The 16,207-nt window shown below is 62.6% G+C and carries 13 protein-coding genes; 10 read left to right on the top strand and 3 right to left on the bottom strand.

The genetic code is table 11. From position 1 onward, the window contains the following. Positions 1-393: 393 nt before the first annotated feature. The 3 genes from AF337_RS05725 to AF337_RS05715 all read left to right on the top strand — a co-directional run bounded on the left by AF337_RS05725 (position 394) and on the right by AF337_RS05715 (position 6,361). Positions 394-1,662 (top strand): metallophosphoesterase family protein, encoded by a 1,269-nt coding sequence (locus tag AF337_RS05725; RefSeq protein WP_049731371.1) that lies wholly within the window; start codon positions 394-396, stop codon positions 1,660-1,662. Further along, positions 1,662-5,135 (top strand): AAA family ATPase, encoded by a 3,474-nt coding sequence (locus AF337_RS05720; protein ID WP_049731370.1) that lies wholly within the window; start codon positions 1,662-1,664, stop codon positions 5,133-5,135. The genes AF337_RS05725 and AF337_RS05720 overlap by 1 nt, the downstream gene beginning before the upstream one ends. A gap of 314 nt (positions 5,136-5,449) precedes the next feature. After that, complete coding sequence (locus AF337_RS05715; RefSeq protein ID WP_049731373.1) at positions 5,450-6,361, top strand: acetamidase/formamidase family protein; 912 nt, start codon at positions 5,450-5,452, stop codon at positions 6,359-6,361. Positions 6,362-6,514: 153 nt separating this feature from the next. On the opposite strand, the gene AF337_RS05710 is transcribed toward AF337_RS05715, so the two are convergent. Both AF337_RS05710 and AF337_RS05705 read right to left on the bottom strand, forming a co-directional pair. Next, a complete protein-coding gene (locus AF337_RS05710) occupies positions 6,515-7,417 on the bottom strand; it encodes a proline iminopeptidase-family hydrolase (protein ID WP_049731372.1) in 903 nt (300 codons plus the stop codon). 61 nt (positions 7,418-7,478) lie between these two features. Beyond that, positions 7,479-8,306 carry a helix-turn-helix transcriptional regulator gene (locus AF337_RS05705; protein ID WP_049731369.1) on the bottom strand — a complete coding sequence of 276 codons (828 nt, stop codon included), beginning with the start codon at positions 8,304-8,306 and terminating at the stop codon, positions 7,479-7,481. Between the two features lie 129 nt (positions 8,307-8,435). On the opposite strand from AF337_RS05705, the gene AF337_RS05700 reads away from it, so the two are divergent. From AF337_RS05700 to AF337_RS05680, 5 genes are read left to right on the top strand one after another with little or no spacing between them, the layout of a single operon-like run. After that, positions 8,436-9,326, top strand: coding sequence for a proline iminopeptidase-family hydrolase (locus tag AF337_RS05700; protein WP_049731368.1), 891 nt, complete (start codon positions 8,436-8,438; stop codon positions 9,324-9,326). A gap of 51 nt (positions 9,327-9,377) precedes the next feature. Then, positions 9,378-10,316 carry an ABC transporter permease gene (locus tag AF337_RS05695; RefSeq protein WP_049731367.1) on the top strand — a complete coding sequence of 313 codons (939 nt, stop codon included), beginning with the start codon at positions 9,378-9,380 and terminating at the stop codon, positions 10,314-10,316. Then, complete coding sequence (locus tag AF337_RS05690; RefSeq protein ID WP_049731366.1) at positions 10,313-11,161, top strand: ABC transporter permease; 849 nt, start codon at positions 10,313-10,315, stop codon at positions 11,159-11,161. The genes AF337_RS05695 and AF337_RS05690 overlap by 4 nt, the downstream gene beginning before the upstream one ends. Next, positions 11,158-12,867, top strand: coding sequence for a dipeptide ABC transporter ATP-binding protein (locus AF337_RS05685; protein WP_049731365.1), 1,710 nt, complete (start codon positions 11,158-11,160; stop codon positions 12,865-12,867). Before AF337_RS05690 ends, AF337_RS05685 begins: the two co-directional genes overlap by 4 nt. Before the next feature lie 19 nt (positions 12,868-12,886). Beyond that, positions 12,887-14,401, top strand: coding sequence for an ABC transporter substrate-binding protein (locus tag AF337_RS05680; protein ID WP_049731364.1), 1,515 nt, complete (start codon positions 12,887-12,889; stop codon positions 14,399-14,401). A gap of 85 nt (positions 14,402-14,486) precedes the next feature. Here the strand turns inward: AF337_RS05680 and yghU are convergent, their stop codons facing one another. Continuing rightward, entirely contained in the window at positions 14,487-15,362 is an 876-nt protein-coding gene (gene yghU / locus AF337_RS05675) for a glutathione-dependent disulfide-bond oxidoreductase (RefSeq protein ID WP_049731363.1), read from the bottom strand. A 211-nt stretch (positions 15,363-15,573) separates the two neighbouring features. Between yghU and AF337_RS05670 the strand changes: the two genes are divergently transcribed. Further along, positions 15,574-15,822, top strand: a complete 249-nt coding sequence (locus AF337_RS05670; protein ID WP_049731362.1) for a type II toxin-antitoxin system ParD family antitoxin — start codon at positions 15,574-15,576, stop codon at positions 15,820-15,822. Further along, entirely contained in the window at positions 15,819-16,109 is a 291-nt protein-coding gene (locus AF337_RS05665; RefSeq protein WP_010064973.1) for a type II toxin-antitoxin system RelE/ParE family toxin, read from the top strand. Before AF337_RS05670 ends, AF337_RS05665 begins: the two co-directional genes overlap by 4 nt. Positions 16,110-16,207: the final 98 nt, after the last annotated feature.

Genomic DNA, 16,207 nt, shown 5'->3' with positions numbered 1-16,207 from the left:
ATACAATGAGTTGCAAGCTGCATCAAACCGTCAAGTTCCGTTTCCGCGGGAGATGTCAGAACGCGATCCTCGATAAGTGTGCTATGTGCTTGATCTGATATGATATAACATAACAAAATGGCATAAGTTCTGTTATGGAACAGGGGGCTTTTGCCTGCCGGACCTCCCTATGCTGGTCGCCGATCGGCTGAGACAGTAGGGTCATTGGCTGCGGTACCGGCGCTGGTCGATCAACATTGATTGTGGATGGGCCGGTTTGCCGGGCCTATTTCGCTCGCGCTCCTTGCACGCGTGCTCCATATTCTGATGTTTACGGCCAGGTGACAACGACCGCACGATTATCGGTCAACCCGCACCTGTTACACCATCCTATCGCAACACGATTCTGCATTCATGGCTTATCGTTTCGTCCACACTGCCGATCTCCATCTCGATTCTCCCCTGCGGTCGCTGGCGCTTCGCAACGCCGAGCTGGCCGATCTCGTGAGCGACGCCAGCCGGCAGGCGCTGGTGGCGATTGTCGATCTGTGCCTTGAGGAACAAGTCGATGCGCTGGTCATCGCCGGCGATCTCTATGACGGCGAGCAGACGTCGATGAAGACGGCGCGCTTCCTGGCAAGCCAGCTGGAACGGCTGCACCGCTCGGGGATTTGCGTCTTCAAGATCCGCGGCAATCACGATGCGATGTCGAAGATCGCCAGGGAACTGGTGATGCCCGATACGGTGAAGATCTTCGGCGGCCATGCCGAGATCGTGGAGGCCACGAAAGGCAGCCTGTCGATTGCGATCCACGGCCTGAGCTTCGCCAAGCCGCATGCGCCGGACCCGCTGCTGCCGAAGTTCAAGCCGCCGGTGGCGGGTGCGGTCAACATCGGCATCATGCATACGAGCCTTGCCGGATCCGCCGGACATGACGTCTATGCGCCCTGCAACGTGCTCGACCTTCACGCCTCGGGATTCGACTATTGGGCGCTCGGCCATCTCCACCAGCGCAGCCATCATCCGGGTGCTGCGACGGTCATCATGCCGGGCATGCCGCAGGGCCGCGACATCAACGAGTCGGGCGTCAAGACCGTATCGCTGGTGACCGTGGCGGACGACCGGACCGTGACGGTCGAGGAGCGACGCACCAGCATCGCGCAGTTCGAGCGCGTCGATGTCGACTTGACGGGTGTCGATGATTGGCGTGATGCGGCCATGGCGGTCGAAGCGGCACTGACGGCACAGCGCGACCGCACGGTCTCGCCGCATCTCGTCGCTCGCCTCCGGCTTTCCGGCCGCACGCCGCTCTCCTGGCAGCTTCGCCGCGATGTCGATGTCATGCAGGCGGAAGCCGAGCAGCGCGGCGATCTGATCGGCCAGACCTGGATCGAGAAGTTGGAGCTTGCCTTCGAAGCGCCCTCGACCCTTGCAGACGCCTCCGCTGCCGATCCCGTCGTGGGGCTGGCTGCGCTGATGCGGGACGAGGTCATCGCCAACAGCGGATTTCGTGACGATATCAGGGAGATGGTGCGGGACCTGCTCGCCGATCTGCCGGCCGAGAGCCGGGCATTCGCCGGGCATGACGAGGCAGGCTTCGAACGCTTCATCGACACCCTTCTCGCCAACGGCGCCGAGGACATCGCCGCCCGGATGAAGGCCGCGGACCGGGGAGAAAGCTGATGCGCCTGCGCCGCCTCGACCTCACCCGCTATGGCAAGTTCACCGACCACTCGATCGATTTCGGCGCGGCCCGTCAGGGTTCGCCCGATTTGCACATCGTCTACGGCCTCAACGAAGCGGGCAAGTCGACTACCTTTGCCGCCTATCTCGATCTGCTCTACGGCATAGGCGAGCGCAGCACCTACAATTTCCTGCATCCCTACAACACGATGAAGGTTGGCGCGCGGCTGGAATTCGACGATGCGGAATATGAGCTGACGCGGCTCAAGCTGCGGACCGGCAGCCTCGTCGACGATCGGGGGCAGGCTGTGAATGAGGCGCTGCTCGCCGGCGCGCTCGGCGGCATCGGCCGCGAGGCCTATCACACCATGTTCTCGCTCGACGACCAGTCGCTCAAGGAAGGCGGCAACGCTATCATACAAAGCAAGGGCGAGCTCGGCGAATTGCTGTTCTCGGCAAGCTCGGGCCTCGCAGGCCTCAGCCGTTCGCTGGTAACGGCCGCCGACGAAGCCAATGTGATCTATAAGAAGCGGTCGTCGAGCACCAAGCTCGCGGAACTCAAACGATCGCTCGAAGTGCTGAAGGCCGAGCGCAACGCCATCGACACGCTTGCCTCCAGCTATTCGGCCTTGAAATCGACCCACGAGCAGGCCGAAGCCGCCTATGCCGCGACCACGCTGGAATTGGCCGGGGCCAAGACCCGGCATCAGCAGCTGACGCGCCTTCTCGGCGCCCTGCCCGCGGCACTGGAACTCCGGCGGCTGGATACCGATGCGGCCGGCATGGACGATCTGCCGCGGCCGCCGTCCGAATGGTTCGCGCTGCTGCCGCAGCTTTCCCGCGACGAGACGCGGCTGCAGGCGCTTGTCGAAACCGCCGACCGCACGCTGCGCCAGCTTACCGACGAGATCGAGGCGATCGCGATAGACGACAAGGCGCTGGCGGTCGCCGCGCATATGGACATGCTGGATCAGGGCCGGGCGCGTTATCTCGCGGCTGAGAGCGACCTGCCGAAACGCCGGCTGGCGCTGGCCGAACAGGAAGGCGTGCTGGTGCGGCTGCTGACCGATCTTGAGCAGCCGGGCCATGCGACGCCCGAGGCGCTGCTATTGCCCGCTTCGCTGATCGGCATGATCCGCGATCTCATCGAACGGCGCTCCGGCGTCGAGGCCAAACTGGCTGCCGCGGGCCGCGAACTGGTGCGGGCGCGAGAGAATCTCGAAAGGCTGATCAAGGAAGGCGGCGCGCAAAACGGAGCCGAGGTGCCAGATCCCGCGCGGCTTGGGCGCATCGAGGCCGCGCTGAGCCGGCTGACGGGGTCCGATCTCGCGGTGCGGCTCACCATGGAAGAACGGACACTTGTCCAGGCGAAGCGAATGCAGGCGAACCAGTTCGCCCAACTCGCACCCTGGACCGGCGACGCCGCGGCCTTGCAATTGACGAGCGCGGCGGAGCCCCGGCAGATCGAGGCCTGGCGTGGCCAGGCGATCGCTATCGACAAGCGGATCGGGGATCACGAGGCGCGGCTGCGCGATCTCGGTACCGAACAGGCGCTGACAAAAGCCCGGATCGCGGCCTTCGTCGCCGGCGGTTCGATAGACGATGCCGAGGCCGCAAGGCTGCGCGCTGAACGCGATGCCGCCTGGCAGGCGCATCTCACCAGTCTGAATGCCGAAACGGCCAGGACATTCGAGGCGCGGATGCGCCAAGACGACATGCTGTCCGCCGGCCGGCTGTCGCGGGCGCAGGAGCTGGCCGAGCTGCGCCAGTTCCGCCAGACGGAAGCGGCAACGGCTGCAGCGATCGAACGGCAAAGGGAACTGCTTGCCGAGGCGCGTGCCGAACACGATGCGCTCGCCGAGCGCATCGGTGGTCTGCTGCCCGGTGCAATCGAATATGACGCCGAAGCTGCGGGGCGCATTGCCGTGCTCGATGCCTGGAGCAGCAAACGAGCCGCGGCGCTGGCCGCGTGGGACGATCTGCAGCGGGCCGAAGACGCGGCGGAGGGGCTTCGCCTCGACCTGGACAAGCATGCCGCGACGCTTGCGGCAAGCCTTGCGGATGCCGGTCTTGGTGACGCCGACCGTCTGCCGGTCGCCGACCTGATGCAGGCCGCGAATGATATACTTGCCGCCGGCAAAGCCGAGCGGGCGGCGCGGCAGGTGCATGAGAAGGCCGTCGACGATCTCAGCCATGATCTCAGGGAGCGCGAGCGCGACGAGCAGGAGGCGGAAGCCACAATAGCGGCCTGGGACCGGGAATGGGCGGAGGCGTTGTCGCGAAGCTGGTTTGCCGACAAGGCCGGCTCGATGGCCGCCGTCCGCGCCATGCTGAACGCGCTCGGCACATTGCCTGCCATCCTGAAGGAACGGGATGACCTCGCAAGCCGCGTCGCCGCGATGGAGCGCGACCAGGAGCAATTCCGCGGGGATATTGCCGGTCTTCTCGCAGATTGCGGCCTCAGCCGGTCGCCATCCGATACGCTTGCCTCCGCCAACGCGCTGGCGGAACGCCATGAGGCAGCCCGGCATGCGGCTCAGCTTCGTGCAGACCGGCAGGCGGATCTCGAAAAACAATTGGAGAAACGACGGGCGCTGGAAGAAGACCTGGCCGTTCACAATGCCCGCAAGAACGAACTGACCGGCTATTTCGCCGCGGACTCGCTGGCCTCGGTCGAGGCATTCCTGAACCAGGCCCGGGAGCGGGACCGATTGGAGGAGCGGGCCGCCACCCTGCGCGGCCAGATCACCGAAGCATTGCGCGCGACGAGTTTTTCCGAGGCCGAACGCCGCCTTGCCGATGTCGACGCCGATGCCGTCGAGCGCGATGCGATGGAGCTTGGCGCCCGGATCGAGGATCTCACCGAGCGGGCGAAGCTTCTCTATTCCGACGTGTCGCTGGCGCGGCAGAAGCTCGAAGCCGTCGGCGGGGACGACGCGGTGGCCCGGATCGAGGCCAAGCGGCGAACCGTCTTCCTCGAGATCGAGGAACTGGCTGTCCGGCATCTGACGCTGCGCGCCGGCACGCTCGCAGCCGAGCAGGCGCTGCATATCTATCGCGAAAAACATCGCAGCTCGATGATGAACCGCGCATCGGAAGCCTTTCACCTGATCACCGGCGGCGACTATTCCGGCCTGACGACCCAGCCCGACCGCGACAGGGAAATACTGATCGGCGTGTCACGTGATGGCGGCTCGAAGCTGGCAGACGCGATGTCGACGGGCACGCAGTTCCAGCTCTATCTCGCGCTTCGGCTGGCAGGCTATGAGGAATTCGCAGCCCTTCGCCCGCCCGTGCCCTTCGTCGCCGACGACATTATGGAAAGCTTCGACAATCCTCGCTCCGAGGAGGTTTTCCGGCTGCTCGGCGACATGGCCAAGGTCGGACAGGTCATCTACCTCACGCATCACTGGCATCTCTGCGAGATCGCACGGCAGGTTGTTCCGAATGTGACCCTCCACCAGCTGCCATGACTGGCCGCAAAAAATGGATAGCCTCCGCTGATCTTGATCTCGAAGGACGAATCGCCGGAATTTATCTCGTCCGCAGTCCGGACAAGCTGGTTCGCGTCCCGGCGGAGCCGGATGCAAGGGCTGCTGGCTTCCGCTCTTCTTGATAAAAATCAATTGTTTGAATTGTTTCCAACGACGGCATCGACGTCGAGTTAATATCTGGAGTGGCGGCGGATATTGGCTTCGCGGATAATCTCTGATCTAGTCACGACTCTCCGCCCGGCAGTTCAGCCGCAGGCCTCATGGCATTCGAAACGAGCGAGAGCTGTATTCTCATGACCACTCACCGCTTCATTCCGACGAGCTTTCACAATGTCATCGGCTCCCTTCCGCCGGCCCTGTGCATCGCCGACGGCGACACCGTCGTGACCGAGACGCTCGACGCCGCCGGACATGACAAGGACGGCATCAAGCAGGCATCCGGCGGCAATCCGATGAACGGCCCGATCTTCGTGGAAGGCGCCGAGCCTGGAGATGCGCTGAAGGTCGAGATCATCAGCATGATCCCGACCAGAGACACGGGATTTACCCGCAGCATCGTCGCCGCCAACGTCGTCGATCCCGAGACGGTGCGTGATCTGCCGCCGCGCGATAGGGCGATCTGGGCCATCGACCGTGAGGCCTCGACCGTCCGGCTTTCCGAGCCGGTCGCTGGTCTCGAGAATTTCGTTCTGCCGCTCGCCCCGATGATCGGCTGTTTTGGTGTGGCGCCCAGCCTCGGCCAGGCGATCTCGACCGCGACCAGTGGCGAATATGGCGGCAACATGGACTATCGGCTGTTCGGTCCCGGCACCACGGTCCGCTTTCCGGTATCGGCTCCCGGCGCCTTGTTCTTTCTCGGCGACTGCCATGCCGTGCAGGGAGATGGCGAGATCGTCGGCACCGGCATCGAGACCACCTTCGAAGTCACGGTGCGGCTGACGGTGGAAAAGAAGGCCGGACTGGTCTGGCCGCGCGGCGAAACCGCCGAGGATATCTTCACCATCGGCAATGCCCGTCCCCTCGATCAGGCGCTCCAGCATGCGACCAGCGAAATGTTGACCTGGCTGGCCTCGGACTACGGCCTGGACAGGACGGCGGCCAGCCATCTGCTCGGCCAGGTCGTGCGTTACGACGTCGGCAATGTCTTCGACCCGGCTTATACGATGGCTTGCCGCGTCGCCAAGAAATGGCTGGTTCGTCGATAGGCGGTCGCCGGCTAAAGCGCGTCGCGTCAAATCTGATTCATGCGACGCGCTTTAACCCTTTGTTTTGACGCATATCGTTGTCCCGGAACCGCTGCACACTTCCGGGCGACATGCATTAGCGAACGATGATCGTCATGGGCCGGCCGCGTGTTCTCAATCGTGCCGTGACAGGAAAGTGGAAACGGTCGCCAGGCAAAGCTGCTTTTCCTCGACATGCGGCATGTGGCTGGAATTTTCGAACAGCACCCATTCGCAGCCGTGAACACGTTCCAGATAAGGCCTTACCACCAGGGGCGTCGCCTCGTCGTATTTTCCCGAGATCAGCAGCGTCGGGGCTTCGATGCGGTCGAGCCTGTTCTCGATCGTCCAGTCCTTCATCGTGCCGATGACGTGAAATTCGGTCGGGCCATTCATGTTGCGGTAGACGGTATTGTCCTCGTCCATGATCGCGAAGGTCCGGGCCACTTCAGGCGGCCACGGTACCACCCGGCAGACATGGCGGTCATAAAAGACGCGCGAGGCGGCGATATAATCCGGATCGGTGAGGCTTCCCGCCTGTTCGTGCTGCAGCAGCCTATCCTGCACCTCGTTCGGCAGTTCCCGCCTCAGCCGGTTCGCCTCCGAAACCCAGGTGTGCATGTTGGCCGGCGAGTTGGCGATGACGAGTGCCTTCAGGCCTTGCGGCCGGCGCACCGCATGTTCGGCGCCGAGCATGCCGCCCCAGGACTGGCCGAGAAAAGCATAACGATGCTGGATGCCGAGATGGGCAAGCAGTGCATCCAACTCTTCGAGAAACAGGCCGACCGTCCAGAAATCCGGCCCTTTGTCGGGAAGGCGGGTGGAATTGCCGTTGCCGAGCTGGTCGTAATGGATGACCGGGCGGCCGTCGAGGGCGGCGATATCCTTGAAGGAATCGACATAGTCATGCGTGCAGCCAGGCCCGCCATGGGCGACGACGAGCGGCAGCTTGCCGCTCTCCAGCGAGCCGGTGATGCGATACCAAGTGCGATAGTCGCGAAAAGTCAAATAGGCTTCATTCGTCGCGACTTCGGTCACTGGCGTCTCCATCTTGCGTCTATTGAAGACCATAACGCGGCGGTAGCGGTGACGGCAGCTATCACAAGTTATAGGGTGGCCAGGTCTGTGTCGGCCGGTCCTCGAGCAGGCGGTAATGGGTGGCGCGCACCACGGCCTGGGTTCGGTTGCGGGCGCCGAGTTTCTTTGCCGCTGCATTGAGATGCATCACGACGGTCGGCACCGAACGGCCGATGATGCGGGAAATTTCCTTGGCGGAATAGCCTTCCGCCGAGTGGCGCAGGCATTCGCGTTCCCGCTCCGTCAGCCGGATCGTGCCGACGCTCTTTGCCCGTATGTCGAAAAGCGGATAGGCGGTCTCGTGGAAGACATGGGCCAGCAGGTTGAAGTCGGCGATATAACGCAGCGCGTGCCGTTCGAAATCGTCGCTCCGGCCGAAGCGAATACCGGTGACGGTCGCATAGTCGCCGCGTGGCATGTGGACGGGCACGGTGACGCCTGTCGACATATCGCGTTCGCTCAAATAGCGGGTCACCGGTGCGGTATCGTCGTTCATGAAACGGTTGATCGGCGTGTCGGCATTCGTATCGTAGTTCCAGAAGAAGGGCGCCGAGGTGCGCAGCGCCACCTGCTGCACCGGATCGATACGGAAATAGCCGCGATCGAACCAGTAGTCGTGCATGTCGTCCGAGATATTTCTGAGCTTCAGCAGCGACGGTATCATGATCGTGCCGTCGAGATCGTAGGGCACCGGCGTATAGTCGTAGATCAGCGCCTCGAAGCCGATCCGCTTCATGGCCTCGAAGGCCTGGTCGATCCGGCCGTCCAGCGTTTCATGCGCGGTGAACTGCCGTCTGATCGCTCCGATGTCGTGACAAATGGGGTCGTCAAGCACGAGGTCGTCAGGCATGGGGCGGCTCCGCGGTTCGGCATGCGCCCCACCCTATCACTTCTTATAGCTGGCACGGAGCGCGATTTACGGTAAAAATTTAACCATGCCCAAATATTGAGCAAGCGAAATCTTCTGCTGGAGCGATCAATGTGGCGTGAAATAGGGCCGGACGAGCGATTCGAGATCGATGTCGATGGCCATCGCGTCGTTGCGTATAGTTTCGGAACCGGCAGTGAGACGGTTTTCTGCCTGAACGGCGGACCGGGTCTGCCTTGCGATTACCTGCGCGAGGCCCATTCCTGTCTCATCGACAAGGGCTACCGCGTCGTCGCGTTCGACCAGCTCGGTACCGGCGCCTCGGACCGGCCGGACGATCTCTCGCTTTGGACGATCGGGCGCTACGTCGAGGAGACGGAGACCGTGCGCAAGGCGCTGGGGCTCGGCACGGTCCACATGCTCGGGCACTCCTGGGGCGGGTGGCTGGCGATCGAATATGCGCTGACCTATCCGGAGAATTTGAAGACGCTGATCCTGGAGGATACCGTCGCCGATATGCCGCATCTGATCTCGGAACTGGAACGGCTGCGCGCAGCGCTCGGTCCCGAAACCGTGTCGATGATGCAGAAGCACGAGGCGCAAGGCACCTACGATCACCCGGAATATCTCGCCGCCGTCACCATTCTCAACTACCGCCATGTCTGCCGTCTGCCGGAATGGCCGGCGCCGGTGCGCCGCTCGCTCGACGATTGGAACATGGCGCCCTACGCGACGATGCAGGGACCGAACGAGTTTCTCTATATCGGCAACCTCAAGGACTGGAACCGCATCGCCGATCTGCCGCGGCTGACGCTGCCGGTGCTGATCACGACGGGAGAGCATGACGAGCTGACACCGGCCTGCGCGCTGAGGATGAAGCTTGCGCTGCCGAATGCCGAGCTCAAGGTATTTGCCAATGCCAGCCACATGCCATTTTATGAGAACCCGCAGGACTATTATCCGGCGCTTCTCGATTTTCTAGCCCGGCACAAGGCGGCCTGATGCAGATGAAAGCGGCTCAAACCCGACGAAGACAGAGGGGCGATCGCCGTCATGCATCGCTATAAATTCGTTCTGACGCGGCCGCTGCAGTTCCTGCCGGTCATTTTCGGCATCAGCGTCATCACCTTCATTCTGGTCCGGCTGATCCCCGGCGATCCGGCGCGCAACATCCTCGGCACGCGCGCCACACCAGCTGCCCTTGCCAGCATCCGCGCCCAGTACGGCCTCGATCAGCCGATGTGGCTGCAATATTTTTATTTCCTCAAAAACCTCGCCAATGGCGAGATGGGCAAATCGATCCTCTACAAGATCGACGTGCTGAAGCTGATCGTCACCCGCATCGAGCCGACGCTGGCGCTCGTCGTCTCCAGCGTCGTGCTGTCGGTCTTGATCGCGGTGCCGATGGCGGCGATCGCTGCGCGCAATGCCGGCCGGGCGCCGGACCATGCGGTGCGCATCGTCTCGACCCTCGGCATCGGTTTCCCGCCCTTCTGGCTGGGGCTGATGCTGATCATCCTGTTCAGCGTCGAACTCGGCGTGCTGCCGGTTTCCGGCTATGGCGCCACACTCGGCGAAAAGCTCGCGCATCTCGTGCTGCCGAGCCTGACGGTGGCGCTGTCGCTCTCGACCGTGCTGACGCGCAGCCTGAGGGCGGCGATGATCGAAGCGCTGAAATCGGACGTCGCGACTGCGGCGCGCGCGCGCGGCATGCCCGAAAGCATCGTCTTCTGGCGGCACGTATTGCCGAATTCGCTGGTGCCGACGATCAATCTGCTTGCCGTCAACATCGGCTGGCTGATCGGCGGCAGCGTCGTGGTCGAGACCGTCTTTGCGCTGCCCGGCATGGGGCAGTTGCTCGTCAGGGCGATCTTTTCGCGCGACTATATGGTGGTCCAGGGCGTCGCCATGGTCTTTGCCTGCGCCACCGTACTCATCAATTTCATCGCCGACATCGTCACCGTCACCATCGATCCAAGGGTGACGCTATGAGCATCGAGGCGATCGCCCCTGCCCCCACCTGGCGCCGGCACTTCGGCCGGCGGCCGATTTTTGCCGTCGGTGTCGGCCTGCTGCTGTTCTTCGTCCTGCTGGCGATCGCCGCGCCTGTTATCGCGCCCTACGACCCGATCATGCAGTACGCCGAGGTGCGGCTGCAGGCGCCTTCCTTGCTGCATCCGTTCGGCACCGACAATTTCGGCCGCGATATTCTCTCCCGCGTCATCTGGGGCGCGCGCCTCGACCTGCAGATGGCGCTGATCGGCGTCATCTTTCCCTTCCTGATCGGCGCGGCTGTGGGCACGATCGCCGGCTTCTTCGGCGGCATCGTCGATGCGCTGTTCATGCGCCTCGTCGATATCATTCTCGCCTTCCCCTTCCTCGTGCTGATGCTGTCGATCATCGCCATCCTCGGCCCCGGCCTCGGCAGCTTCTACATCGCCATGGCGCTGGTCGGCTGGGTCTCCTATGCGCGGCTGATCCGGGCGCAGATGCTGGTGCTGAAAAGCAGCGACTATGCCGTTGCCGCCGTCAGCCTCGGCTTCAGCCGCTCGCGCATCATGTTCCGCCACCTGCTGCCGAACGCGATCGCCGGTTCGATCGTCTTTTCGATGTCCGATGCGACGCTGGTGCTGCTGAGCGGTGCTGCCGTCAGCTATCTCGGCCTCGGCGTCCAGCCGCCGATCGCCGAATGGGGCGTCATGGTCGCGGAAGGGCAGAGCTTCATCACCACCGCCTGGTGGATCACGCTGTTTCCCGGCCTCTCCATCGTCTGCCTCGCCTTCGGCTTCAGCATGCTGGGCGATGCGCTCGGCGAACTGCTGGGGGTGCATGAATGAGCGGCTCCGTGCTCTCCGTCCGTGATCTCACCGTCAGGGCGCATCTCGATTCCGGCACCCGCACGCTGCTCGACGCGGTCTCGCTCGATCTCGGCAAGGGCGAGATCCTCGGTCTCGTCGGCGAGAGCGGCTCAGGCAAGAGCCTGTTCTGCCGTTCGCTGGTGCGCCTGCTGCCCTCCTCGCTGCTGAAGATCGAAAGCGGGAGCGTGCTGCTCGATGGGCGCGACCTCACGCGGATCGGCGACGGCGAGATGCTTGAGGTGCGCGGCGGCGAGATCGGCATGATCTTCCAGAACCCGACCAGCCATCTCGATCCGGTGATGCGGATCGGCAACCAGATCGCCGAGGGCATCCGCTATCATCAGAGCCTCGGCGCCCGCGAGGCCCGCGCTGCTGCGACGGAGATCCTGGCGCAGGTCGGCTTCCCCGATCCGAAGCGCCAGTATGACAGCTATCCGCACGAATTTTCCGGCGGCATGCGGCAGCGGGCAATGATCGGCGTGGCGCTGTCCTGCAATCCGAAGATCCTGATCGCCGACGAGCCGACAACGGCGCTCGACGTGACCATCCAGGCGCAGATCTTGCGGCTGCTGATGGAGATTCGTGACCGGCGCGGGCTGTCGATCATTCTGATCACCCACGATCTCGGCATCGTCGCCCAGACCTGCGACCGCATCGCGGTGCTGCGCGGCGGCAAGCTCATCGAAGAAGGGCCGAAGCGGGCAATCCTGGCGCGGCCGCAGCATCCCTATACGATCAACCTGATCAACAGCCACCCTTCTCTGCCGGGCGAGATAGCCGCACCGCCGCTCGAACATGCCGAGGCGGGCCAGCCGGCGAAGCCATTGCTCGAAATCGACGACCTGCATGTGCGCTTCAGGGCCGGCGGCAGTCTGCTCAAAGGTGGCGGCGGGACGGTCAGCGCCGTTGCCGGCGTCAGCCTGCAGATCATGCCGGGCGAAACGGTCGGCATTGTCGGCGAATCCGGCAGCGGCAAGAGCACGCTTGCCCGCGCCGTGCTCGGCCTGACGCGTCTTTCCTCAGGTCACGTTACGTTCGACGGCGTCGATCTCGCCCTGCAGAAAAACGCCGGCCTCGCAAAACTCAGGCGCGAGACGGCGATGGTGTTCCAGGACCCCTACAATGCGCTCAATCCGCGGCTGACGATCGGGCAGATGCTGGCCGAGGTGCTGAAGGTGCAGCGCAAGGTCGCAAAGGCCGATATTCCGGCGCGGATCGACGAGCTGCTCGATCTCGTCGGCCTCGAACGCGAATTCGCCGGCCGCAAGCCGCGCAGCATGAGCGGCGGTCAATGCCAGCGGGCCGGCATCGCCCGGGCGCTCGCCGTCGACCCGAAGCTGATCATCGCCGACGAATGCGTCGCCGCCCTCGACGTCACCATCCAGGCTCAGATCATCGAGCTCTTCCGCGAACTGACGGCGAAGATGAACCTCACGCTGATCTTCATCGCCCATGATCTGGCGATCGTCCGCAGTCTCTGCGAACGCGTCGTCGTGATGTATCGCGGCGAGATCGTCGAGCAAGGCCGCTCTGAAGAGGTCTTCGCGCGGCCGAGACATGCCTATACGGCGTCGCTGATCGCCGCCATTCCCGACATCGATCCTGACAAGCCGCTGCTGCAAGACGCCGGCGGCAAGGACGATCGGCAATCGATACCGAGCCAACCCGTCAAACGCATGCCATAACAACGAAGGGAACGAATTGATGATAAACAGATGGAAATCAATCGGGCTCGCGGCCTTGCTCGCCGGCCTGACGCTCAGCGCGAGCTATGCCGAGGCCGCCGGGGTGCTCACCATCGGCCGCCGCGAGGATTCGACGACGTTCGATCCGATCAAAACTGCCCAGAACATCGACAACTGGGTGTTCTCCAACGTCTACGACGTGCTGATCCGCGTCGACAAGACGGGCACCAAGCTGGAGCCGGGCCTTGCCGAAAGCTGGGCCGCCTCGGATGACGGGCTGACCTATACGCTCAAGATCCGTGACGCGAAATTCTCGGACGGTTCGCCGCTGACGGCGGAGGATGCCGCCTACAGCCTGTTGCGCATCCGCGACGATGCCGCCTCGCTCTGGAGCGATTCCTACAAGGTGATCGATACGGCGGTGGCGACCGATCCGCATACGCTGACGATCAAGCTGAAGAACCCCTCCGCGCCGTTCTTGTCGACGCTGGCTCTGCCGAACGCGTCGGTCATCTCGAAGAAAGGCATGGAGTCGCTGGGTGCCGATGTCTATGCGGAAAAGCCGATCGCATCCGGCGCCTTCGTGATCGATGAATGGCGGCGCGGTGACCGCGTTATCCTGAAGAAGAACCCGAATTTCTGGCAGGCCGACCGGGTCAAGCTCGATGGCGTCGAGTGGATTTCCGTACCCGACGACAATACCCGTATGCTCAATGTCCAGGCCGGCGAACTGGATGCCGCGATCTTCGTGCCCTTCTCGCGCGTCGAGGAGCTGAAGAAGGATCCGAACCTCAATGTCGGCATCGATGCCTCGACCCGCGAGGACCATCTGCTGATCAATCACGCGCATGGCGCGCTCGGCAAGAAGGAAGTCCGCCAGGCGCTGGATCTGGCGATCGACAAGAAGGCGATCGTCGACACGATCACCTTCGGCCAGGGCACGATCGCCAATTCCTACATTCCGAAGGGCGCGCTCTACTATTATGCCGACAATCTGCAGCGGCCCTATGATCCGGCAACGGCCAAGGAAATGCTGGCCGCAGCCGGGGCCTCCGACCTGACGCTGAATTACCTGGTCCGCGCCGGCGATGAAGTCGACGAGCAGACGGCCGTATTGGTCCAGCAGCAGCTGCAGAAGGCCGGCATCACCGCCAATCTGCAGAAGGTCGATCCCAGCCAGCAATGGGACATGCTGGTTGCCGGCGACTATGACGTCTCGGTCAACTACTGGACCAACGACATTCTCGACCCTGACCAGAAGACCACCTTCGTGCTCGGCCACGATTCCAACAATAACTATCTGACCAATTACAAGAACGAGGCGGTGAAGGAGTTGGTCGCGAAAGCCCGTCTCGAGCTCGACACGAAGAAACGCGAAGCGATGTATGTCGATCTGCAGAAGATGGCCAAGGACGACGTCAACTGGATCGACCTTTATTACAGCCCCTACATCAACGTCTCGCGCAAGAATATCGAAAATTTCTACCAGAACCCGCTCGGCCGGTTCTTCCTGGAGGATACGGTGAAGAACTGAGTTCCGGCAGCAATGCAAATGCTCCGTCGCCGTAAAGGCGGCGGAGCATCGTTTATGGCTGCAAAACGTGGCTGGGGCCGCCCGCTTACTCGGCAGCCGCGAGCTTGTCCTGCGTCCTGGTGTCGAAGTCGCTGGCGTCGTGGCGCTCGTGCAACTGGCTCGAAAGGTCGCCGGAGAGGCGGTTGACCATCCGGCCGCGTTGCACGGCCGGGCGGCTGAAGACCGCATCGGCCCAGCGCTGGACGTTCTTATAGTCTTCGACCCGTAGGAATTCGGCCGCACCGTAGGTCCAGCCCTTCACCAGGCCGCCATACCAGGGCCAGACGGCAATATCGGCGATCGTATATTGGCTGCCGGCCAGATACTCGCTTTCGGCCAGACGGCGATCGAGCACGTCGAGCTGGCGCTTCACCTCCATGGCGAAGCGGTCGATCGCATATTCGATCTTCGTCGGCGCATAGGCGTAGAAATGGCCGAAGCCGCCGCCGAGATAGGGGGCGCTGCCCATCTGCCAGAACAGCCAGGACAGGCATTCGGCGCGGGCGGCCGGCACTGTCGGCAGGAAGGTGCCGAACTTCTCGGCGAGATAGGTGAGGATGGCGCCGGATTCGAAGACCCGGATCGGCGTTTCGCCGCTGCGGTCCATCAGCGCCGGGATCTTCGAGTTGGGATTGATCTTGACGAAATCGCTTCCGAACTGGTCGCCATCGCCGATCCGGATCAGCCAGGCGTCATATTCCGCGCCGCTATGGCCAAGCGCCAGCAGCTCTTCTAGCATGATGGTGACCTTCTGGCCGTTCGGCGTGCCGAGCGAATAGAGCTGCAGCGGATGACGGCCGATCGGAAGCTCCTTCTCATGTGTCGGCCCAGCGATCGGGCGATTGATGCTGGCGAACTGGCCGCCATTCGCCTTGTTCCAGGTCCAGACCTTCGGGGGGATATAATCGGAAGAACCGCTCATCTTTCAAACTCCTGGCATTGATCGGATCGAGCACGGCGCCTCGTTGGGCCGTCGCATTTTTCCTGACATAGCAGAGGCGATGCGGTTTGTCAGAGGGGTCGGGGCGGCTTCACACAATCGTCAGAGCTGGCCAGGGATCAGATTCACGTCGTGAAGACGGGGCTTTGTTATGTACCAAAAATTGGTATATTGGGCTTAAAGGAGATTCAGCATGGCCAGAAATACGTCCATATCGCTCAGCGACCATTTCGTCAGCTTCATCGACACGCAAGTTCAGGCTGGCCGCTATGGTTCAGCCACTGACGTCGTTCGGGCCGGCCTTCGCCTACTTGAAGAACACGAAGCCAAAGTGAAGGCATTACAGGACGCCTTGATAGAAGGCGAGGAATCCGGCCCTGCCACACCCTTCGATTTCGATGCGTTCAACGTTCGCAAACGGGCGACGTTCGAGGCGAAATGACAGGCATCATATTTTCCCCCGCCGCGCAAACCGATATTGACAAGATTTGGGATTACACAGCGACGAGTTGGAATGTCGATCAGGCAGAGCGTTACATTCAGGACATAAGAGACGCCTGTCACGAACTGGCGGAGGGAACACGGATGAGCCGTCCCTCAGACATTCGGAAAGGGTACAGAAAGGTCTCCGTTGGCTCTCATTTTCTGTATTTCAAAAGTAATGATGCGGGCCAGATCATCGTTGTACGCATCCTTCATCAAAGAATGGATGTAGCCAAACACTTGTAAGGCTGTTGCGGGGATTGCTTGACTATTGCAGTCAGTCGCAGCTTTCCGGCCGCGCAAATCGCGTCTGGTCGCCCGGCGAGCACGCGGCTGCCTCGACG

This window comes from Rhizobium ecuadorense (assembly GCF_001187535.1).
GTDB classification, from domain to species: Bacteria; Pseudomonadota; Alphaproteobacteria; order Rhizobiales; family Rhizobiaceae; genus Rhizobium; species Rhizobium ecuadorense.
This window is presented reverse-complemented; position numbering and strand designations above follow the sequence as displayed.

Excerpts from the sequence above, each read along its gene's own strand:
- AF337_RS05725 (WP_049731371.1), top strand. The coding sequence starts at position 394 with ATGGCTTATCGTTTCGTCCACACTGCCGATCTCCATCTCGATTCTCCC.
- AF337_RS05720 (WP_049731370.1), top strand. The coding sequence starts at position 1,662 with ATGCGCCTGCGCCGCCTCGACCTCACCCGCTATGGCAAGTTCACCGAC.
- AF337_RS05715 (WP_049731373.1), top strand. The coding sequence starts at position 5,450 with ATGACCACTCACCGCTTCATTCCGACGAGCTTTCACAATGTCATCGGC.
- AF337_RS05705 (WP_049731369.1), bottom strand. The coding sequence starts at position 8,306 with ATGCCTGACGACCTCGTGCTTGACGACCCCATTTGTCACGACATCGGA.
- AF337_RS05700 (WP_049731368.1), top strand. The coding sequence starts at position 8,436 with ATGTGGCGTGAAATAGGGCCGGACGAGCGATTCGAGATCGATGTCGAT.
- AF337_RS05695 (WP_049731367.1), top strand. The coding sequence starts at position 9,378 with ATGCATCGCTATAAATTCGTTCTGACGCGGCCGCTGCAGTTCCTGCCG.
- AF337_RS05690 (WP_049731366.1), top strand. The coding sequence starts at position 10,313 with ATGAGCATCGAGGCGATCGCCCCTGCCCCCACCTGGCGCCGGCACTTC.
- AF337_RS05685 (WP_049731365.1), top strand. The coding sequence starts at position 11,158 with ATGAGCGGCTCCGTGCTCTCCGTCCGTGATCTCACCGTCAGGGCGCAT.
- AF337_RS05680 (WP_049731364.1), top strand. The coding sequence starts at position 12,887 with ATGATAAACAGATGGAAATCAATCGGGCTCGCGGCCTTGCTCGCCGGC.
- yghU (WP_049731363.1), bottom strand. The coding sequence starts at position 15,362 with ATGAGCGGTTCTTCCGATTATATCCCCCCGAAGGTCTGGACCTGGAAC.
- AF337_RS05670 (WP_049731362.1), top strand. The coding sequence starts at position 15,574 with ATGGCCAGAAATACGTCCATATCGCTCAGCGACCATTTCGTCAGCTTC.
- AF337_RS05665 (WP_010064973.1), top strand. The coding sequence starts at position 15,819 with ATGACAGGCATCATATTTTCCCCCGCCGCGCAAACCGATATTGACAAG.